We start from the raw sequence: 20,676 nt of genomic DNA, 5'->3' as shown, positions 1-20,676 counted from the left end.
TCCCAGTATTGCGCACAAGGACTTTGTCCTAGAAACCGGGCCTGGTTTCGAATGCGGATGTAGCGCAGTTGGTAGCGCATCACCTTGCCAAGGTGAGGGTCGCGAGTTCGAATCTCGTCATCCGCTCAGTTTCAGTATCTAGCAGCGTCTTCCCCGTGAAAAGGGGGAGGGCGCTGCTTTTTCATCGTTGCTCCTTAGCCCCGGTTTGGCGCGTTCACTACCCCCGGTTTGATCCTTCACCGCGCGCAGTGGCCAAAAACTTCAAGAACTTGGCCGCTATTTACCGTGAACGCGCCGGCCTTATCTTCGGAAAGCGCAAGTATGCCTTGCCTTAAAGTATAAGTTCCCGAAGGTGATTAACACCTCTATCGCGCACAAAGTGGAACTTGGTGGGGAGGTGGCGCGACTACTCCTTGACTATCCGGCGTGCTTGGCGGCTTCGATGGGGGTTATGCCCGCGTTGGGCCCGCGCGTTAGGATGTCAGGCAATTGCACCGCTTGAAATTCAAGGAGTTTCTCCATGGCCCTGAGCCTTCGTTCTTTGTTCCGCGCTGTCACCGCGCTTGCTGCAGCACTCTTGCTCATGGTTGGGATGGCGCCGCAGGCACTGGCACATGATTCCGTCGTCGGCGGCAGCGTGAAAGAGGGCGAGGTGCTCGATTCCTTCCCGCGCGAAATTACCCTGGAGTTCTCCGGCATCCCGAAGGAAGGATTCATTACCTTCGCTTTAACAAACACGGATACCGGTGAGGTCATTTTCACAGAGGAACCCGCCGCAGACGGCCGTGAGCTCAAGATTGAGACCCCAGAGGGGGTAGATCCAGGACCGGGCAACTATCAGGTTGGTTTCCAGATCACCTCCTCCGATGGACACGCCACGCGTGGTTCTATCACCTTTGAGGTCGCTGGGGCGAGCGCTGCAAATGATGCAGCCTCCGCCAGCGCGCAGCCGGCCGACAGTGGATCTGCCACCGCAGACCCAGAGTTGAGCGGGGCCTTGAAGTTCATCATCGCTGTGGGCGGTGTTCTGGCGTTGTTGGCAGTTGTCGCCATGTTGTTTATGAAGTTTCGCAAGAATGAAGAAGAAGGATAAATGAAGATGACTAGTGGAATGCGTTTTACCTTAGGGATTATTGCGGCCTCGACCTTGGCCCTGAGTGCCTGCTCAGCAAGTGATGAGCCCGCCTCGACGTCGGAGTCAGCAGCGCAGTCATCGGCACAGTCTGCTGCGCCATCTTCTGCTGCTTCTTCAGCCCAAGAGGGTGAGGTTGTGCTGTCCCAGGGAGTCGTGCGCGCCGCGGAAGAGGGCTCGGACATGACGGCCATCTTCGGCACCCTGGAGAACAACAGCGATTCCGATGTTGAGGTCACCGGCTTCCACAGCTCGGCCAACGCAGACATGAACCAGCTGCACCAGACCGTCAACGGGCAGATGAGCCAGATGACCGAGCCGATGGTCATCCCGGCACACGGCACTTTTGAGCTCAATCCCGGTGGCAACCACCTCATGTTGATGGGCCTGCACCAGCCCATCAAGGCTGGCGAGACCATTGACGTGACCTTGGAGCTCAAGGATGGCAGCGAGATTGACCTGGGACAGGTAGAAGCCCGTTCCATGGGTGCGGGCGGCGAAGCCTACGGCGATATCGAGGGCCACGGCGGTCAGGGCGAGCGCTCGGACATGTCTGGTATGGATGGCATGTCGGGCATGGGCTCTGAGGCCAAGCCCAGCGAGTCCGCCGAGCACTAGTCATGACCGGAGTATCAAGGCGAGGGTTCCTTGTAGGAGCCACCGGCGTTGGCATTGGAGCCGGCGCGGTGGCGCTGGCGGGGTGCTCCAGCACAGAAGAATCCTTGAAGCACTCTGGAGGTACTGCTTCCAACACGGGGCACACCGCAGAGCTGGTCGACGCCATCGTTGCCTTCGACGGACCCCACCAGGCCGGCATTGCTACCTCAGCGCAGGCGCACCTCAATATGGTGGGATTTAACCTTAAAAGCGGCGTCGCCAAGCAGGATCTGGCTAACCTCTTAAGGCTGTGGACTGCGGACGCACGTGCCCTGTGCACGGCCGAGACTCCTTTAGGCAGCCTCGAGCCGGAAATGAGCGTTTCCCCGGCCAACCTCACGGTGACCTGTGGACTAGGGCGACCCATCTTCGAGCGCATTGGGGTAGCGCCGCCGAACTGGCTGCGCGACATTAAGGCCTTTGAGCACGATAAGTTGGATCCGGCTTGGGGCCAAAGCGATCTTGTCTTGCAGATCTGCTCTGATGATCCGGTCGTGGCCTCGCATTGCCTGCGGCACATGGTGCGCTCGGGCAGCGACTATGCCGAGGTGAAGTGGCTCCAGCAGGGATTTAGCCATGCGCACGGCAATTATCAGCCGGGCGAGACCGCGCGGAACCTCTTCGGGCAGGTTGACGGGACCATTAACCCGCGCACAGATGAGGAGTTCGATGCGCAGGTGTGGATTGATGAGGGGCCGCAGTGGGGTCAGGGCGGCTCCGCCATGGTGGTGCGTCGCGTGCGCATGAACCTGGACACGTGGGAAGAGCTCGACCGCGCCTCCCGGGAGCACTCCGTTGGCCGCAAGCTTTCCAATGGCGCGCCACTAACGGGTGAGGAAGAACACGATGTGGCAGATTTCTCTGCTACAGACAAGTACGGCCTGCCGGTCATCGATAAAAACTCGCACATGGCGCGGGCCACTGCACCGGCTGACCACCCCGAGCAGAAGATCCTGCGCCGGCCCTATAACTACGAGTTGCCGCCGGATCCACGGACCCCGGATCAGTTGAGCAACGCCGGACAGATCTTCGTGTGCTATCAAAAGGACCCGTCGCTGCAGTTTGAGCCCATTCAGCAACGTCTTGATGAGGCGGATCTGCTCAATGAGTGGCTGACACATGAGGGTTCGGCGGTGTATTTCTGCCCGCCTGGCACCCATGCGGGAAGCGGTGAAGGTGATTCATGGTGGGCACAGTCGCTCCTGGAGCAAGCGGGGCTGTAAGATAGTCTCCCGTCAATCCAATTAGCAGCAGCGGCCAGGTATGCCGCTGCTGCACGAGCGCAAAAGGAGCGCGAGCATGGCGGAAATGATCCCCGCAATCCCGGTCAATTACGAGCCCTTCAAGGTCCCCGCCGGGACGGCGATAGGCGCCGCGATGCGGGAGCGCGATCTCCCCAACAAAGGTCCCGAGGCAGTAGTAGTGGCGCGCGATGAGCACGGCCACCTCTTCGACCTCTCCCACGTGCCGGGGCAAGACACCGTCTTCACCCCGGTTGCCGCGTGCGAGGAAGATGGCCGCGCGGTCATCCGTCACTCCTGCGCCCACGTCATGGCGCAGGCAGTCCAGGAAGAGTTCCCGGGCACCAAGCTTGGTGTGGGACCCGCCATTGAAAATGGCTTCTACTTCGACTTTCAGGTCGCCCGTCCCTTCACCCCGGAGGATTTGAAGGCCATTGAAAAGCGGATGAAAAAGATCATCAAGGGGGGTCAGCGTTTTGAGCGGCACGTTTATCCCAGCGTGGCAGATGCCGAGGCCGCCCTGGTCAATGAGCCCTTTAAGCTGGAGCTAGTCCAGGACAAGGGCAATGTTGACCCCAGCTCGGACGAGGCCGCCGAGGTGGGCTCGGGCGATCTCACCCACTATGACAACGTCAACCCGCGTACGAACGAGGTGGTGTGGTTTGACCTTTGCCGCGGACCGCACGTTCCTACCACCAAGTACATCCCGGCTTTTACCTTGACTCGTTCCTCCGCGGCTTATTGGCGCGGTGATCAGTCGAAGGCTGATCTGCAGCGCATCTACGGCACGGCTTTTGAGTCCAAGGAAAGTCTCGATTCTTATCTGACCATGGTCGCAGAGGCCGAGAAGCGTGACCACCGCCGGTTGGGCCAGGAGTTGGATCTCTTCAGCTTCCCGGATGAGATTGGCTCTGGGTTCCCGGTATTCCATCCGGATGGAGCAATCGTGCGCATGGAGATGGAGGAGCACTCCCGCAAGCGCCACATCGCCGCCGGATACTCCTTTGTCAACACTCCACACCTGACCAAGGGCGAGCTTTTCAAGAAGTCCGGCCACCTAGACTGGTATGCCGACGGCATGTTCCCACCCATGAAGCTGGATGAGGAGCGTGACGCCGAGGGCAACATCACCAAACCGGCCGTGGACTACTACGCCAAGCCGATGAACTGCCCCATGCACAACCTGATCTTTGCTTCCCGCGGACGTTCCTACCGCGAGCTGCCGCTGCGACTCTTCGAGTTCGGCACCGTCTACCGCTATGAAAAGTCTGGCGTTATCCACGGTTTGACCCGTGCACGTGGATTCACCCAGGATGACGCACACATCTACTGCACCGAGGACCAGCTCGAGGAGGAGCTGACCACCGTCTTGGAGTTCATCATCTCCCTGCTCAAGGACTATGGCCTCGATGACTTCTACCTCGAGCTCTCCACCAAGGACCCCAATAAGTACGTCGGCTCCGATGATATCTGGGAGAAGGCCACCGAGACCCTGCGCGCCGTGGCTGAGAAGTCCGGCCTCGAGCTTGTCCCGGATCCTGCTGGCGCCGCTTTCTACGGCCCGAAGATCTCGGTGCAGGCGCGCGACGCCATTGGCCGTACCTGGCAGATGTCTACCGTGCAGCTCGACTTCAACCTGCCGGAGCGCTTTGAATTGGAGTACACCGGCAGCGATGGCTCCAAGGCACGTCCGGTGATGATTCACCGCGCGCTCTTCGGTTCCATTGAGCGCTTCTTCGCCGTGCTTTTGGAGCACTACGCAGGTGCCTTTCCGGCATGGTTGGCACCGCATCAGGTAGTGGGCATTCCTGTGGCCGATGACTTTTCCCCGCACCTAGAGAAGGTCGCGGCGCAGTTGCGCGAGCGTGGAGTGCGCGCAACGGTGGATACCTCCGATGATCGCATGCAGAAGAAGATTCGCAATCACACCACCGGAAAGGTGCCTTTCATGTTGCTGGCCGGTGCGCGTGACGTCGAGGCGGATGCCGTGTCTTTCCGCTTCCTTGACGGTAGCCAGGTCAATGGCGTTCCCGTCGCCGAGGCCGTGGAGCTTATCTCCGCCTGGATCGGTGCGCGCACCAACGAGCAGCCGAGTGAAGAGCTAATCAGTGCCCGGCGATAGCGATAACGGGAGTTACGTCGACTCCGGTGCCGGGGACCCCGACCGCCTCACGCGCCTGTGGGCCCCGTACCGGATGGCGTATATCACCAAACGCTCCGAGGATCCCTTCGTTGAGGCTCCGCGCGGCAGCGACGAGGAGGGACTCATCATCGCCCGCGGTGAACTCGTCTACGCTCTGCTCAACCTTTATCCCTATAATGCCGGCCACCTTATGGTGGTGCCTTATCGCAAGGTCGCGGATCTAGAGAACCTCAGTTCCGCAGAGTCAGCTGAGCTCATGGAGTTCGCGCAGAAAGCGGTGCGGGTACTCAAGCGGGTATCGAACCCGGATGCCATTAACGTGGGCTTCAATCTGGGTAAAGCCTCGGGCGGCTCGGTGGGCGATCACCTGCACCTGCATGTCGTGCCGCGCTGGCCGGGGGATAGTAATTTTATGACTATCCTGGATGGGACCAAGGTTTTGCCGCAGTTGCTGAAGGATACCCGGGCCCTGCTTGCGCAGGGGTGGCGGGAAATAGAGGAGGAATTACGTGCTTAGCGTGCATGGCCGCAAACCGGCCGCCGTTGTAGTCGAGCCCATTGCCAAGGCCTTTTTGAAGGTGGGGCTCAGCCCAAATGTGGTCACCGTGGTGGGCACTATCGTGACGATCGCCATCTCGGTGATCCTCATTCCGGCCGGTCATCTCTTTGCCGCAGCGATTATTTCGGGGCTATTTGTCGCTTTCGATATGCTCGATGGCACCATGGCCCGGCTCTCGGGCCAGGCCTCGAAGTTCGGTGCCACGCTCGACGCCTCCTGTGACCGCATCACCGATGGTGCGCTGTTCTGCGCGATTGCTTGGTGGCTCATCTATACCGCCGATGCAGCGCAGTCTACGGTTATCGCCTGCTTCATCACCCTGGTATCTTCCCAGGTTATTTCCTATATCAAGGCCCGCGGTGAGGCCTCCGGTTTCACCATGGTCGGCGGGCTCATCGAGCGCCCCGAGCGCCTCATCCTGGGGCTCGGTGGCGTGGGGCTAGAGGGGCTTGGCGTGCCCAATGCGATCGCCGTCTCCCTGTGGATTTTGGCCATCGGTTCCATCTTCACCGTGTTCCAGCGCATGCTGATTGCCGGCCGCCAGGAGCACGCCAACCGCGAAGCCGCGCGGCGCAGCGCAGAGCAGGAACCCGCCTAGATGTGGCGGGCGCAAGACCTCAGCGCGCTCGCGTACCTCGCGGGGTGGAAGGTCGTGGGTATTGCCCCCGAGCCCGTGGCCCGCGTGGCTTTCCGCTTCATCGCGGATAGGGTCTCCCACGACGGCAAAGGCATGGAACAGCTGCGCCGCAACCTGACCCGGGTGGTCGGCGCGGAGAATGTGACCAGGCAGTTGGTCAGGGATTCCATGCGCTCCTACCTGCGTTATTGGCTCGAGGCCTTCCGCCTGCCGCGCATGCATGATGATCCGCAACTTCTGCGCCGCCTGCACGAAGGTCTGCGCGGCTTGGAGCATCTGCGGGCCTCCGAGCGCCGCGGCAAGGGAGTCATCCTCGCGCTGCCGCATTCCGGGAACTGGGATATGGCGGGCACCTTGCTCGTTGATCTCTCCGGGCAATTCACCACCGTCGCCGAAAGGCTCAAGCCAGAGGTGCTTTTCGACGCCTTCGTAGACTTCCGCCGTGCCCTCGGCTTCGACGTGGTTGCCCTCACGGGGGGTGCAGAGCCACCATTCCACCATCTCAAGCAGGTCGTGGAAGCCGGTGGCATAGTGTGCTTGCTCTCCGAGCGCGACCTCACGCGTACTGGGGTGAGCGTGGATTTCATGGGGGAGCAGGCCAACATGGCCGCCGGCCCCTCGCAATTAGCCATCGAGACTGGGGCGGCACTTCACGTGGTCCACTCGTGGTACGAAAGCCCTGAAGAGGGCGGGGGCTGGGGCTTATCCGTTAGCGAGCCGGTGGAGGTCACGGACGTCGTCGCCACCACGCAGCGCCTTGCGGATGGCTTTGCCGCCAATATTCGCCGCCATCCGGCAGATTGGCATATGCTGCAGCCGCAGTGGAATGTGGACGTCGACAAGCGCCGCCGCGACCGGAAAGCACAGAGTTAGGAGGAAGCGAGCATGCGCATTGGACTTGTTTGCCCCTATTCCTTCGATGAGCCCGGCGGGGTTCAGGCCCATATCCTGGACCTGGCCACCGTTTTTATTGAGCAGGGCCACTTCGTGCGGGTGATCGGCCCGGCCTCGCCGCACACGCCCCTGCCGGACTTTGTGGTCAAGGGCGGTCGCGCGATCCCAATCACCTACAACGGCTCCGTGGCCAGACTTGCCATCGGCCCGCAGGTGTTAAGGAATGTCAAAGCCTTCATCCGCGAGGGCGACTTTGACGTTCTTCACATTCACGAGCCCAACTCACCGAGCTATTCCTTAGCCGCGCTGAGCGTAGCCCAAGGGCCCATCGTTGCCACCTACCATGCCTCGGCCTCGAGTTCCTTGGTTCTCTCTCTAGTCAAACCTTTCCTCATGCCTTTGCTGGAGAAGATCCGCGGTGGCATTGCGGTCTCGGAGATGGCGCGGCGCTGGCAGGTGGAAAAGCTGGGCGGGGATCCCGTCCTCATTCCCAATGGGGTAGATACCTCTGTCTATGCTCGCGCGCGCAGCCTTGCTGAGACAGAGAATGCACGACGGCCCGAGAATCCGGAGCGGGCGGATAGTGCAGCCCAGGCGAAGATGCAGCCCGGACAAGAGCGACCGCTGGAAATCGTGTTCTTGGGGCGCCTTGATGAGCCTCGTAAAGGTCTCGCCATCCTGCTCGAGGCGCTAGAAAGGCTTGAGCACCGCGTGCGTGTGACCGTGATGGGGGGCGGCCGGACCCGGCACGTGCCCGGGGTGGACTTTGCGGGCCGCGTCAGCGACGCGGAGAAGGCCGAGATCCTTGGGCGGGCGGACATCTATGTTGCTCCTAATACGGGAGGAGAGAGCTTTGGCATAGTGCTCGTGGAGGCGATGGCGGCTGGCTGTGCCGTTGTGGCCTCCGACTTGGAGGCCTTTGCCGCAGTGTGTGACGTGGATTCTCCCACCCCGGCAGGTGTCCTTTTCCGCAACGAGGACCCGGCTGATTTGGCCCGCGTCCTTGATGAGGTGATCTCCGATAAGAAGCTGCGGGAGCAGCTGGTGGAGGCAGGTACCCACCGGGCGCGTACCTATGACTGGGACCATGTAGCGGCCGCCGTCATGAAGGTCTATGAGACTGTCCAGGATGGCACCAAGGTGAGGATTAAGTAGACATGACACTTGAGACCTTCTTCTTTATCCTCGCCCTCGTCGTGGCGCTTTTTTCCGCGTGGGCGTATTTCACCGCGCAACGCCTTAACACCCTCCATATTCGCACCGATGCTGCTTTGGCGCAGTTAGAGGCCACGCTTGATCGCCGCGCCGCCGTCGTCGCGGCGCTCGCCCCCGAGCTCGCGGACGTAGCGAAGGCCGCTGACACCACGAACCTGGCTCAAAACCAGTTCGAGGAGCGCTCGGCCAAAGAGAGAGCCTTATCGGATGCCATAGGGCAACGCTTCCCGCAGCTTCCCGCGCCCTTGGTGGATGCGGAGGCGCGCATCCAGCTAGCTCATCGCTTCTATAACGAGGCTGTCAGTGACACGCGTGCGCTGCGCCTGCGGCCGATGGTCCGTATCTTCCGGCTGGGTGGGCGCGCCCCGCTCCCAGACTTTTTTGATTACTCTTTCTCGGATTAAAAGCCGAGCCTAGAAAGGGTGACTAGGCACCCAAACGCTGCAAGCGTGCCCCTTGGGGTACTATGCGCGGGCGCGCTCCAAGGCGCAGCTCGGCGATAAACCAGGCAAGAGCCCCCAGAGTCATCACGAGGATGAGGCTGTTGCGCACCACCAGGCAGATGACCGCCGCATTCAAGCCAAAGCCGGGGTCGGTGATAGACGCGTAGTTGAAGGGGAAGATATAGGTTCCCATCCCTGCGGCGATGATGGCGCACAGGGCCAGGAAGCCCTTGAGCCAAGCGACGCCGCGGCCCGAGGATTGGCGCACAAGCACGGCGAGCAGCGGGCCTATCCACACGATGTACTGCGGGGAAAAGACCTTGTTAGTGGCAATGAGCGCAAGCACCAAGAGCACGCACAGTGCCTGAGCGGAGTGCGTAGTCCAGCCGCCCGCGCAGAAGCGATACAAGGCGAAGGAGACCGCGAAAAAGAGTAGGACCGCCATGGAGACCGTGCTGATGGCGATGGCGGTATCGACGCCAGGGCCGGTGATCTCAAAACTCTTGGAGGAGGCATAGAAGATGGAGTATTGCCGCGGGTTAAGGTGCGCCTGCACGATGGCGATGCTCGCGGGAAGGGATTCTATCTGCAGGCCGCGCTCTCCCTGATAGTTCAGGGGGGACAGGAGCCTATCGACGCCCTGGGTAAGCACAGTTACTGCGCTCAGCGCTGCGCCGGTGGCGACAAAAACCATAAGGCGCACCCAGGTATGCGCGCGCGTGACTCGGTCCACCAGGGCTACGGCGAGGACTCCCGGCCAAAGCTTCATCGTGGTCGCAAGCGCTAGGAGGCCGGCAGCCACGTTGGGGCGAGAGATGAAGAAAGCGCCTGCCCCTGCTACCGCTAAGGCAGGGAAGAGATCGAGGCGCATCAGCAGGACGGGGCCTGCGGCAGTGCCGAATATGATCCAGAACCAGGCGGCGAGTATTGCCCGGCGGTTGTGCGCGTGGTGGCGCAGCAAGAGTGCGAGAAAAGCGCCGTCGACAAGCAAGCACATGACGATGTAATCGTTGATGTAGGAGGAAAGATCCTGGCCGCTGAACCAGGAGACCACCAGGGTGGGCCAGGCTCCCACGTCCGGATACTCCGTCATGTCTTTGGCGCGGCTACCGTAGATGCCCGTGAAGTAATAGATGACATCGCCGTCAGCACCAGTATCTAGGCGGCACATGGATACGAGCAGGATTCGAGCTATTGTCCAGCCAATCCAGGCGCCAATAACGGAGCGGTACTTTTTCACTTTCCGGAGTTTAATTGACTTTTGGCGTGGGTGACTATTTCAACCGCCATTTTGTGCAAAGACGAAGCATTTTCTAAGGGTATGCCGCGTTCCCGCGTGGGCGGGGAAGTACAGTGAGAAAAGCCCTTAAACAAAGAACCTGGGAGGAGAGGTCGTATGGCCAGCATCATGGACGTGTTGGAACTGCAGGAGGAAGGAGCAGGTCACTTCATCGCTCCGGCCGTGCCCTCCCAGATTTCGCGCACCTTCGGCGGGCAAGTGGTGGCCCAAGCACTACGCGCCGCACAGCTCACTGTGAGCGAAAAGCAGGTGCACTCTCTGCACAGCTACTTCCTGCGCCCTGGTGACTCCTCGAGCCCGATGTCACTGCAGGTGGAGACTGTGCGCGATGGCCGCTCCTTTGCCGCGAGGCAGGTGCGCGCTAGTCAACACGGCAAGCTCATTTTTATCCTCAGCGCCTCCTTCCACCTTCCCGGGGAACAAGGCCCTGAGCACGCGGATCCGGCTCCGGAGGTTCCGGGGCCGCAGGAGGCAGTGCGCGGCGGTGGTGGCAAGCTGCATTCCCCGCGCATCATCTTGCCGGAGTGGCAGGATTGGGATATTCGGCTCATCCCGGAGCCAGGCCGCGATAGCGCCGCCGCAGAGAGAACCGGCTCGGGATTTCGCTATATTTGGTTCCGCTATACCGGCGCCGTTCCTGCTGAACAGAGCTTTCATCAGGCGGGGCTGGCCTATATGTCAGATATGACGCTCATCCGCTCAGCGCTCATCGAGCACCAGGGCGTGGAGGTCCAGCTGGCTAGCCTGGACCATTGCATGTGGTTCTTTCGCCCCATCCATGTAGATGAGTGGCTGCTCTATGAGCAAGTATCGCCCGCGGCAGGCGGCGGCACGGGATTAGCACAGGGAAAACTCTATAATCGCGCCGGTGAACTGGTGGCCATGACCATGCAGGAAGGGCTCATGCGCACGGTAGAAAAGCCTCTGAGAGCAGGCGGCGCGCACGGAAATTGGCAGGATGTATAGGCGCCCTCAAGCGCGCGGCAGTGAAAAGCAGGGACCGGTTTTTTCGGTGCTTGGCGCAGGCACGTATAATTGCCTGCAGTTTCTCATCCCCGATATGAAAGGGACATGATGTCCGGCCACTCTAAATGGGCTACTACCAAGCACAAGAAGGCTGCAAACGATGCCAAGCGCGGTAAGGAATTTGCCAAGCTGATCAAAAACATCGAAGTTGCAGCGCGTACGGGTGGCGGCGATCCCTCTGCAAACCCGACCCTCGATGACATGATCAAGAAGGCCAAGAAGGCCTCCGTTCCCAATGACAATATCGAGCGCGCCCGCAAGCGCGGCTCCGGTGAGGAAGCCGGCGGCGCCGACTGGGAAACCATCATGTATGAGGGCTACGGTCCCAACGGCGTTGCCATGTTGATCGAGTGCCTGACTGATAACCGCAACCGTGCCGCCACCGACGTGCGCACTGCAATGTCGAAGAACGGTGGCAACCTGGGTGAATCCGGCTCCGTGGCCTATATGTTCTCCCGCATCGGTATCGTCACCGTGGTCAAGGGCGAGCTCAGCGAGGACGATGTCCTCATGGCCGTGCTCGACGCCGGTGCCGAAGAGGTCAACGATCTCGGCGAGCGCTTTGAAGTAACCTGCGCGCCCACGGACGTTCCGGCCGTGAAGGCAGCACTGGAGGAGGCTGGTATCGAAATTGACGATTCCGATACCGATTTCCGCGCCTCGGTCGAGGTGCCCCTGGAAGCTGCGGATGCTCGCAAGATCTTCCGCCTTATTGACGCCCTCGAAGAATCCGATGACGTCCAGAACGTCTACACCAACATGGACTTGTCTGATGAGGTCCTAGCAGAGCTCGAGGAAGACTAACCTTCCTCCTGCCCAAAGCGCACATTTAGAACATGTGTGTGTATCCTAGTAAGGAATCCTGCGGCGATGTGCGTTGCAGGGAAATTACTTAGGGTCAAGGGAAGGCATGGTGGGCAGCGGCGGTGAATCTCGAGGGATTGCGAGTCATGGGGATTGACCCCGGGCTGACGCGCTGTGGGCTTTCCGTCGTGCAAGCCGGGCGGGGCCGCGCCATCATACCGGTCTCGGTCGGCGTGGTGCGCACCCCGAGCGATAAAGAACTCGCGGAGCGCCTGTTGCGCCTTTCCGTCGCAGTACGCGAATGGATGGATGATTACCGCCCCCATGTCATTGCCATCGAGCGGGTATTCGAGCGCGGAAACGTCTCCACGGTCATGCAGACCGCCCACGCGGTAGGCGTACTCGTGCTCGCTGCTGCCGAGCGCGATATTCCTGTGCACATGTACACCCCCTCTGAGGTGAAGAAGGCCATTTCCGGCAACGGCCGCGCAGACAAAAAGCAGATGACCGTGATGATCACGCGCATCCTTGGCCTCTCGGAGGCCCCAAAGCCGGCGGATGCTGCGGATGCGCTCGCCTTGGCGGTGTGTCACTGCTGGCGTGCCCCAGCACTGGCTCGCGTGCGCGGGCCGGAGGCGGGGATACCAGGTGCCTGGCCCAGCAAGAATGAAAAGACTCGGAAAGGTTAGGTACCACAGGTGATTGCGTCCCTTCACGGCGAGGTGATTAGTATCGGCCTCGACCATGCCGTCATTGAATGTGGCGGTGTGGGCTATAAGTTCCTAGCCACAGCGAACACCCTGGCCCAGCTCCAGAGGGAGCACGAGGCGCGCGTGTTGACCTCCTTGGTGGTCAAAGAAGACTCGATGACGCTCTTCGGGTTCTTCGCACCTGAGGACAGAGAAATGTTTCATCTCCTGCAGTCTGTGTCTGGTCTGGGTCCCAAACTTGCCATGGCAGCCTTGTCCATTATGAATGCCGGCGATCTGGCGGCTGCCATCGCCGCTGCGGACTCTAAGCGCTTGCAATCAGTACCAGGTGTGGGCAAACGCATGGCGGAACGCATGGCCTTGGAGCTCAAGGACAAGGTCGCAGCCTTTAGCCCGGTGGCACCTTCCGCCGATCTTTCTCAGGCCTCGGGCGCACCAGCCGTGCTGGTGGAACAGGTTACGGAGGCACTTTTGGGCCTGGGCTTTAGCGAAAAGGCCTCCCGCCCAGTGGTGGAAGCCATCGCGGCGGAGCAGCCTGAGGCTGCCACCGCGGAAGTCTTGCGCGCCGCGCTGAGCCAGCTCGGGCGCAAGAAGTAGGCTCGGCAAGAGGAAAGGGGAAAAATGTCAGACCTTGAACGCACCGAGTTCTCTTTGCCCGAGGACCTGCAGCAGTCCGCCGCCTCGCAGGCCAGCGCCCGCAATAGTGACGTCGATGCGCAACTGCAGCCGGGGGAGCAGGACGCTGAGCGCTCGCTGCGCCCGAAGTCGCTGGGAGAGTTCATTGGCCAGCCCAAGGTGCGCGAACAGCTCTCCCTGGTACTTAATGGCGCGAAGAATAGGGGAGTCACCCCCGATCACGTTCTCCTCTCCGGGCCTCCTGGCCTAGGCAAGACAACGATGGCCATGATCATTGCTCAAGAACTGGGCACCTCTTTGCGCATGACCTCTGGGCCTGCGCTCGAACGCGCCGGTGATCTCGCCGCCATGCTCTCCAATTTGATGGAGGGCGATGTCCTCTTCATCGATGAGATTCACCGCATTGCCCGCCCTGCGGAGGAAATGCTCTACATGGCCATGGAGGACTTCCGGATCGATGTCATCGTGGGTAAGGGCCCTGGTGCGACTTCAATACCTTTGGAGATCCCGCCTTTTACCCTCGTGGGCGCCACCACCCGCGCGGGGATGCTTACCGGCCCCTTGCGCGATCGCTTTGGCTTTACCGCGCAGATGGAGTTCTATGACACGCCTGATCTCACCCGCGTCATCACCCGCGCGGCGAAGATCTTGGAACTCGACGTCGACCACGATGCCGCAGTAGAGATAGGCTCGCGCTCCCGCGGAACCCCGCGTATTGCCAACCGCCTGCTGCGTCGCGTGCGGGACTTCGCTGAGGTCAACGGGGACGGGCACATTGACCTAGCCGCCGCGCGCGGTGCCCTCGAGGTCTTTGACGTCGATGAGATGGGCCTCGACCGCCTGGATCGCGCGGTGCTCAGTGCCCTCATTAACGGACACGGTGGCGGGCCAGTGGGAGTGAATACTCTCGCCGTCGCGGTAGGTGAGGAATCTTCCACGGTGGAGGAAGTCTGCGAGCCTTATCTGGTGCGTGCCGGAATGATCGCCCGCACTGCGCGAGGCCGGGTGGCCACCTCAGCAGCGTGGCAGCATCTTGGGCTTACTCCTCCCGAGGGGGCGCTGGGGCTCTTCTAGTTCCCAGGGAAGCGGACCTCTCGTGTGTGGGGGTGGAGTGTGGGGGAGAGCCAAACAGGCCTTATTAATACTTCTGGCAAACTCGATCCCCATGGGATCATCTGGAATTGGAACTTTTTTCGTCATCGCGCTCGCGGCATTGCTGCTCCTGCAAGCAGTCTTCATGATGCGCAAGCAGAAGCAACAGCGTGGCAAGATGATGGACTATCAAGCCGCTCTTTCTGTGGGTCAAAAGGTCATCACCGTAGGTGGCATGCACGGAACCGTGGTCCGCGCTAACGAAGGCAGCGTGGACCTGGAAGTTGCGCCGGGAACCGTCATTACCTTTGATAAACTGGCTATTGCGCGCGATCAAAGCGCTGTGGCCGCCGCAAGCCACCCCGAGGTTGAGCCGGAGTCGCCCTCCAACACATCCGAGGCTGTGCAGCAGGACAGCTCAGAGAACGAGTCCGCACCCCGCGATAGGGATTAGGGGGGACTAGCGGACCAGCTTTTCTTCCGCCCTCGGGGGACTTACTAGCCGGCGTCACAGCGTGATTGAGAGTTCTTCTCGTCACAGTGGCGCCGGTATTTTTAGGTCTTCTTAAGGTAGCGAGAACCTTATGACGTACGATGGTGGATCGTGCTGGCCCCTTGAGCACTCAAGGGGCCGTCTTATATTTTCCACCTGTTTCAAGTTGCACAGGAGATTTCCTTGTCCGCACCAAACCGTGGCGCTATTACGCATAGCAACCGTAAATGGCCCCAACGCGCGATCGCACTCTTTGTCTTGATCGTCGTCATTATCTATGCCCTCATCTTCTTCACCGGAGGCCGTACCGGTACGCCGAAGCTCGGCATTGACCTCCAGGGAGGAACGCGCGTCACCCTCGTCCCACAGGGCGATGACCCTACCCAGGATCAACTCCAGCAGGCGCGCACCATCCTGGAACAGCGTGTCAACGGCATGGGCGTTTCGGGCTCCGAGGTTGTTATCAACGGCTCGACTTTGGTCATCACCGTTCCTGGTGAGGATGCCTCGCAGGCCCAGGCTGTAGGAAAGACCTCGCAGCTGCTCTTCCGTCCGGTGGCGCAATCGCCCATGCCGGACATGAGCAAGCTGGAAGGTGACGTCCTCGACATGGCTAATCGCTGGGTCGAGTACGGAGTGCTCACCCCAGATCAGGCCAATACTTCCCTGCAGCGCGTGGCCGATGCCATCGCGCAGGGTGAGGCCCAGGGCAATGGCGGTGAGGCTCCCAAGGCAGAGGGCAAGAAGGTCACTGCCAAGCCGCGTCCTGAGCCTGGCAACTCGCTCGAGGAGAGCCAGAGGCGCACGGAGGTCACTGACATGCTGTTGGCGGACCGCCAGTCCTCTGATCCCACCGTCTTGACTGCGGCCTCGGCTCTCTTAACCTGTGATGCCGGATCGGATCCACTGGCTGGCTCTGATGATCCGGCCAAGCAGTTTGTCACCTGTGACTACTCGAACCAGACTCCTTATATCCTTGATCCCGCCCCTTTGCTGGATGGCATCACGGATGAAAACGGCACCCGCTTGACCGGTAATGAGATCGACACCAACTCGCCGATTAACGGCGGGCTCAATGGGCAGACCGGCCAAATGGAAATCAGCTTTGCGTTCAAGACTGGTGACGGCCCCAACGGTGCTCAGACATGGGCCAACCTGACCCAGGAGTACCTGCAGAAGCAGGTTGCCATCACCTTGGACTCGGCGGTTATCTCCGCCCCGCAGATTCAGGGCGCAACGCCAGTGGGCTCGGCTACCTCCATTACCGGTGACTTCAGCCAAGAGGAAGCCACCAGTCTAGCCAATAACCTGCGCTATGGTGCACTACCCTTGTCCTTTACCGGTGCCAACGGTGAGCCCGGTGGCACGGTGGAAACCGTTCCACCTTCACTTGGCAAGGCGGCCCTTAAGGCTGGCCTCATCGCCGGCATCGTGGGGCTTATCCTGGTCGCTTTGTACTCGCTGTACTACTTCCGGGCTCTCGCCGGAGTTTCACTCATCACGCTTGTTGCTTCCGGAATCCTCACCTACGGGGCCTTGGTCCTTCTTGGTCGCTGGATCGGCTACTCGCTAGATCTTTCCGGTATCGCCGGTTTGGTCATCGGTGTCGGCGCCACGGCGGACTCCTTCGTGGTCTACTACGAGAGAATCAAGGATGAGATGCTGGAGGGAAGAACCTTCCGTTCAGCCACGGTTAAGGCCTGGGAACGCTCGCGGGCTACCATCGTTACTGGTAACGCCGTCACTCTCATAGGCTCGGTCATTGTCTACTTCCTCGCCATCGGTGAGGTCAAGGGCTTTGCCTTCACCATGGGTCTCACCACGGTCTTCGACCTCGTGGTTTCCTTCCTCTTCATGGCGCCGCTCATGCAGATTTTGGGTCGCAAGCCTGCCCTGGCTAAGGCTTCCCTCAACGGTCTGGGTGGAATCTATGGCCTCATCGAGGAGCGCCGTGCCCGCGGCTACTATGCCAAGGAAGAGCCTGCGAAGGCGGCGTCGTTAAGTACGCCAGCGCCGGCATCCGGCATCAGCACCGATACCCCGAGCGAAGACATTTCCGGAAACGAGCCCGCCCAGGGGTCGAAGCCCGAGGGCGAGGAGAAGTAAAACATGTCAGTCAATACCCAAAAAGACACCAAGAAGAAGTATCGGATTTCTCGCCTCGATCGCCTCTACGAGGACGAGGGCGGATTCGACTTCATTGGGCGCACCAAGCTCTGGTACTCCATTACCGCCGGGCTGGTTATCGCCGCGATCCTCTTCATCGCCATCCGCGGCTTCACGCTTTCCCTCGACTTTGAGGGCGGCACGAAGCTGACCATGCCTGCCGACGACCTCGTCACAGAACAGGTAGGCCAGACCTTCGAGGATGCCACCGGGGTAGAACCCGAGCTTGTGCAGATCGTGGGCGCCGGCGATTCCGAGACTCTGGAAATTACCTCGGAGCGCCTTAGCCAAGATCAGGTCAATAGCGCGCGCGAGGCCATCTACGAGACCTATGACACCAAGGACGAGAACGGGGAAGTCACCCCTGACGCCATCGGTTCCTCTACCGTTTCCGAGTCGTGGGGATCTTCCATTACCTCCCGCATGCTGCTCGCGATGGGTGTGTTCCTCGTGGTAGCTACCATCTACGTGGCGATCCGCCTGCAGCGCACGATGGCTTTCGCCGCCATCGCAGCGCTTATCATTGACGGCATCATCATCTCCGGCATCTATGCCGCCTTTGGTTTCGAGGTCTCTCCGGCCGTCATCATTGGTTTGCTCACCGTGCTGACCTTCTCCATCTATGACTCCGTCATCGTCTTCGACAAGGTCAACGAGAATACCGAGGGACTAAGCGGGCAGAGACAATATACCTACGGGGAGGGAGCGAACCTGGCGGTTAATCAGACCATCATGCGTTCCATCTCCACCTCGGTGATTTCGGCGCTGCCGATCATCGCCCTCTTTGTCGTGGCGGTGTGGCTCATGGGTATCGGTACCTTGCGTGATCTGGCCCTTATCCAGCTTATTGGTGTCATCGAGGGAATCTTCTCCTCGCTGTTCTTGGCCACCCCGCTCGTGGTCAGCTTTGCTAACCGCACCAAGAAGGTCAAGGAGCACAACGCTGAAGTTGCCGCTTATCGTGCTGCTCAAAGCGGTGACGCTTCAAGCGCAGGCGCAGATACGCCAGAGACTGAGCAGGCTTCCCCTCCCGGTAGCCGCAAGGTAGCCTCGCCGACTAGTCCCACCTCTGCTCCGGCTAACCCGCTGCGTGAGGGCGAGGATTTCCCTGGCGGCGCCGGGGGAGCAACATGGCGGCCAGGCCGCTAAGAATCTAAGAAAGAAGTTTTGCCACGATGCACGGGAGCTTTAAAGAAACGGTGAATCCCGCGATTGGAAAAGGCGCAGCGCATTTGTCAGGCTCACGGCTTCTCGTTGTGCGGCGTGTCGGGGCGCTGGCCTGTGCCCTCCTCTTGGGCTCTGCTAGCCTTGCTGCCTGTAGCTCGGAAGGCCGGAAAGAAGAACCAGGGGCTCCGAGCGGGCCGGTAAGCACTGATTACTTTGGTTACCTTCTCAACACCAAGGTGTCCACGTCCAACGCCGGTACGGCTTTTGGCGCCGCGGCTGGTGCCGCGCAGCAATCCAATCGGCTTTATCCGGCAGTGTTCATGCCCGGCCCTTCCGGCCAATTGATCCCCAACACGGATCTGGCTGAGACGGAAGAGCTCGCCCCATCGCCGGACAACAACCAACGCAGGATCCTCTATACTCTCGCTGAGAACGCTAACTTTTCTGATGGCACCCCGGTAACCTGTGATGACTTCCTCCTGTCTTATAAGGCAGGAAGCATGGCCGAGGAGTTCGGCTCCCACCTGCCGCTGGCGAAGGAAGTCTCTGGATTCTTCTGCGAGCCTGGAAACAAGAAGTTCATGGTTGCCTTTAATGAGAATCAGGGCGAGCGCTGGCGTTACCTCTTCGGGCCGGGAACCGTCATGCCCTCCCACGCATTGGCGGCCAAAGCCGGATTGAGCCAAGAACAGCTGTATGAAGCCCTTGTAGCGGAGGACGCGGCAACTCTAGAACCTGTAGCTCAGGCCTGGCGCGACGGGTTCAGTCTCCAGCGGGACGACTTTGATCCGCAGCTGCAGGTTTCCTATGGCCCCTTCGTCATTGAGCGAATCGGGGAGGACGGCGAGATAGTATTCAAAGCCAACAAGGAGTACTACGGGGACCAACCGGAACTCGACCACGTCGTCGCTTGGCCCGCGGATACTGACGTGCAGCGCTTGGTCGATGCTGGGGCGCTCAAGGTCGCCGACGCCCCCAGCACCACGCCCGCGTGGCTTTCTTCCGCGCAAGGCGCACAAAGCGCTACAGATAGCGCCACAAATGGCGCCCCAGATAAAGCCACAGATAAAACCACAGATGGCGCAGACGATAACTTTGAAGTCACTCCGGAGACGGGTTTTCTCACCGATACTCTCTCGCTGTCGAAATCGGGAGTGTTTACTCAAGCATCGGCCCGCCAGGCGTTTGCGGCCTGCATCGATCAGCCGCACTTGGCCAAGGTGAGCTCTCAAAAGTCTGGGGTCGATGTCCCGCCTGTCCTCTTGCGCACTCTGCGCAGCTCCGATCCGCTCGCAGCCTCAATTTCTGGGGTGGGTGAGGGACACAAGGCTATTGATATGTCTGTGGCGGCCAGCCTGGCCGGCCAGACCATCCGCATCGGATACCGCGGTCCGGATGAGCGCTACGGCGCCATGGTGGAGGAGATTTCCAAGGCCTGCGAGCCAGCCGGAATCACGGTCGAGGATAAGTCAGCCGAATACATGTCTCAGGCCTTCCTTGAGCTTGATCCTGCCACGTCCTTGCCCACTATCGACGCCTTCTTGGGCCCGGTTGACCCTATGAGCGAGTATCCCGCTGCTGACGCGGACATCCGCAAGGTCAACGAGCTCCGTGCGGCGGAGGAGGCCCTGTGGGAGGATGTACCCACCATTCCCATTGCCGCGCAACCGCGCGTCTTCGTGGTGGATCGCTCCGTGGCGGGCGTTGTTCCCTATACCGGCCTAGCTGGTATTGGCTGGAATATGGATCGCTGGCGTGACACCGGAGCTGAAGAAACCGAATCTACTCAAACGAGGACTAAGCCGTGAACAACATGAGCAGCAAGTACGCTTCCGCGAGCGAGGCATTGAAGGATAAAGTTCGCCTCGTCCCGGACTTTCCGGAGAAGGGCATTCTCTTTGAGGATCTCACTCCGGCGCTGGCGGATCCGGAGGCCTTTCGCACGATCGTCGACGGCCTCGCCGCCGCCTGCGAGGAGCTCGGCGCCGATTTGATTGGTGGATTGGATGCCCGCGGATTCTTGCTTGGGTCTGCGGTGGCCTACAAGATGGGGGTGGGAATCCTCGCGATTCGCAAGAAGGGCAAGTTGCCCCCGCCGGTACTGACTGAGGAATATGAGCTCGAGTACGGCAGCGCCGCGCTGGAGATTCCCGCGGTAGGCATCGACATCAAGGGCAAGCGGGTTGCCTTGGTCGATGACGTGCTCGCGACCGGCGGAACCCTGTACGGGGCTAAGGTGCTCCTTGAGTCCGCCGGCGCGGAGGTTGCCGGCAATGTGGTTGTCCTTGAGGTCGACGGTTTGGGCGGCCGCGAGCGCTTAGCGGGGCCACCACTTATTGTGCTCAACGCCACAGACTAGAA

Annotated in this window: 20 protein-coding genes and 1 tRNA gene; 20 read left to right on the top strand and 1 reads right to left on the bottom strand. The window is 60.5% G+C overall.

Features of this window, described 5'->3' with window-relative positions; genetic code table 11:
* Positions 1 to 53 precede the first annotated feature (53 nt).
* The 10 genes from F4V60_RS06885 to F4V60_RS06840 all read left to right on the top strand — a co-directional run bounded on the left by F4V60_RS06885 (position 54) and on the right by F4V60_RS06840 (position 8,882).
* Positions 54 to 126, top strand: a tRNA-Gly gene (locus F4V60_RS06885).
* A 394-nt stretch (positions 127 to 520) separates the two neighbouring features.
* Positions 521 to 1,093 (top strand): copper resistance CopC family protein, encoded by a 573-nt coding sequence (locus tag F4V60_RS06880; protein WP_075729923.1) that lies wholly within the window; start codon positions 521 to 523, stop codon positions 1,091 to 1,093.
* Positions 1,094 to 1,099: 6 nt separating this feature from the next.
* Positions 1,100 to 1,750: a copper chaperone PCu(A)C gene (locus tag F4V60_RS06875; protein WP_232315900.1), complete on the top strand. Its 651-nt coding sequence runs from the start codon at positions 1,100 to 1,102 to the stop codon at positions 1,748 to 1,750.
* A 2-nt stretch (positions 1,751 to 1,752) separates the two neighbouring features.
* Complete coding sequence (locus F4V60_RS06870; protein ID WP_075729922.1) at positions 1,753 to 3,012, top strand: Dyp-type peroxidase; 1,260 nt, start codon at positions 1,753 to 1,755, stop codon at positions 3,010 to 3,012.
* A gap of 76 nt (positions 3,013 to 3,088) precedes the next feature.
* Positions 3,089 to 5,152 (top strand): threonine--tRNA ligase, encoded by a 2,064-nt coding sequence (gene thrS / locus F4V60_RS06865; RefSeq protein ID WP_075729921.1) that lies wholly within the window; start codon positions 3,089 to 3,091, stop codon positions 5,150 to 5,152.
* Positions 5,139 to 5,690, top strand: a complete 552-nt coding sequence (locus F4V60_RS06860; RefSeq protein ID WP_075729920.1) for an ATP adenylyltransferase — start codon at positions 5,139 to 5,141, stop codon at positions 5,688 to 5,690. Before thrS ends, F4V60_RS06860 begins: the two co-directional genes overlap by 14 nt.
* Complete coding sequence (gene pgsA, locus F4V60_RS06855; RefSeq protein ID WP_075729919.1) at positions 5,683 to 6,330, top strand: phosphatidylinositol phosphate synthase; 648 nt, start codon at positions 5,683 to 5,685, stop codon at positions 6,328 to 6,330. Before F4V60_RS06860 ends, pgsA begins: the two co-directional genes overlap by 8 nt.
* Positions 6,331 to 7,242, top strand: coding sequence for a phosphatidylinositol mannoside acyltransferase (locus tag F4V60_RS06850; protein WP_075729918.1), 912 nt, complete (start codon positions 6,331 to 6,333; stop codon positions 7,240 to 7,242). It begins immediately after the preceding gene.
* Positions 7,243 to 7,254: 12 nt separating this feature from the next.
* Complete coding sequence (locus F4V60_RS06845) at positions 7,255 to 8,418, top strand: glycosyltransferase family 4 protein (RefSeq protein ID WP_075729917.1); 1,164 nt, start codon at positions 7,255 to 7,257, stop codon at positions 8,416 to 8,418.
* Between the two features lie 2 nt (positions 8,419 to 8,420).
* On the top strand, positions 8,421 to 8,882 hold the full coding sequence (locus tag F4V60_RS06840; protein WP_075729916.1) for a LemA family protein: 462 nt from the start codon (positions 8,421 to 8,423) through the stop codon (positions 8,880 to 8,882).
* A 22-nt stretch (positions 8,883 to 8,904) separates the two neighbouring features.
* Here the strand turns inward: F4V60_RS06840 and F4V60_RS06835 are convergent, their stop codons facing one another.
* Positions 8,905 to 10,161, bottom strand: coding sequence for a hypothetical protein (locus tag F4V60_RS06835; protein ID WP_075729915.1), 1,257 nt, complete (start codon positions 10,159 to 10,161; stop codon positions 8,905 to 8,907).
* 156 nt (positions 10,162 to 10,317) lie between these two features.
* On the opposite strand from F4V60_RS06835, the gene F4V60_RS06830 reads away from it, so the two are divergent.
* From F4V60_RS06830 to F4V60_RS06785, 10 genes are all read left to right on the top strand, one after another.
* On the top strand, positions 10,318 to 11,187 hold the full coding sequence (locus F4V60_RS06830) for an acyl-CoA thioesterase (protein ID WP_075729914.1): 870 nt from the start codon (positions 10,318 to 10,320) through the stop codon (positions 11,185 to 11,187).
* 108 nt (positions 11,188 to 11,295) lie between these two features.
* On the top strand, positions 11,296 to 12,051 hold the full coding sequence (locus F4V60_RS06825) for a YebC/PmpR family DNA-binding transcriptional regulator (RefSeq protein WP_075729913.1): 756 nt from the start codon (positions 11,296 to 11,298) through the stop codon (positions 12,049 to 12,051).
* A gap of 122 nt (positions 12,052 to 12,173) precedes the next feature.
* A complete protein-coding gene (gene ruvC / locus F4V60_RS06820) occupies positions 12,174 to 12,740 on the top strand; it encodes a crossover junction endodeoxyribonuclease RuvC (protein ID WP_075729912.1) in 567 nt (188 codons plus the stop codon).
* Between the two features lie 9 nt (positions 12,741 to 12,749).
* Positions 12,750 to 13,358, top strand: a complete 609-nt coding sequence (ruvA, locus tag F4V60_RS06815) for a Holliday junction branch migration protein RuvA (RefSeq protein WP_075729911.1) — start codon at positions 12,750 to 12,752, stop codon at positions 13,356 to 13,358.
* Positions 13,359 to 13,382: 24 nt separating this feature from the next.
* A complete protein-coding gene (gene ruvB, locus F4V60_RS06810) occupies positions 13,383 to 14,471 on the top strand; it encodes a Holliday junction branch migration DNA helicase RuvB (protein ID WP_075729910.1) in 1,089 nt (362 codons plus the stop codon).
* Positions 14,472 to 14,562: 91 nt separating this feature from the next.
* Positions 14,563 to 14,943 carry a preprotein translocase subunit YajC gene (gene yajC / locus F4V60_RS06805; protein ID WP_075729909.1) on the top strand — a complete coding sequence of 127 codons (381 nt, stop codon included), beginning with the start codon at positions 14,563 to 14,565 and terminating at the stop codon, positions 14,941 to 14,943.
* 222 nt (positions 14,944 to 15,165) lie between these two features.
* On the top strand, positions 15,166 to 17,088 hold the full coding sequence (gene secD, locus F4V60_RS06800; protein WP_075729908.1) for a protein translocase subunit SecD: 1,923 nt from the start codon (positions 15,166 to 15,168) through the stop codon (positions 17,086 to 17,088).
* A 3-nt stretch (positions 17,089 to 17,091) separates the two neighbouring features.
* Positions 17,092 to 18,297, top strand: coding sequence for a protein translocase subunit SecF (secF, locus tag F4V60_RS06795; protein ID WP_075729907.1), 1,206 nt, complete (start codon positions 17,092 to 17,094; stop codon positions 18,295 to 18,297).
* Positions 18,298 to 18,380: 83 nt separating this feature from the next.
* Positions 18,381 to 20,123: an ABC transporter substrate-binding protein gene (locus F4V60_RS06790; protein WP_232315899.1), complete on the top strand. Its 1,743-nt coding sequence runs from the start codon at positions 18,381 to 18,383 to the stop codon at positions 20,121 to 20,123.
* Between the two features lie 5 nt (positions 20,124 to 20,128).
* Complete coding sequence (locus F4V60_RS06785; RefSeq protein WP_075731146.1) at positions 20,129 to 20,674, top strand: adenine phosphoribosyltransferase; 546 nt, start codon at positions 20,129 to 20,131, stop codon at positions 20,672 to 20,674.
* Positions 20,675 to 20,676 lie beyond the last annotated feature (2 nt).

This window comes from Corynebacterium flavescens (assembly GCF_008693105.1).
Classification (GTDB): Bacteria; Actinomycetota; Actinomycetes; order Mycobacteriales; family Mycobacteriaceae; genus Corynebacterium; species Corynebacterium flavescens.
The sequence above is the reverse complement of the archived record's forward strand: the minus strand, read 5'-3'. Positions and strand labels throughout refer to the sequence as shown.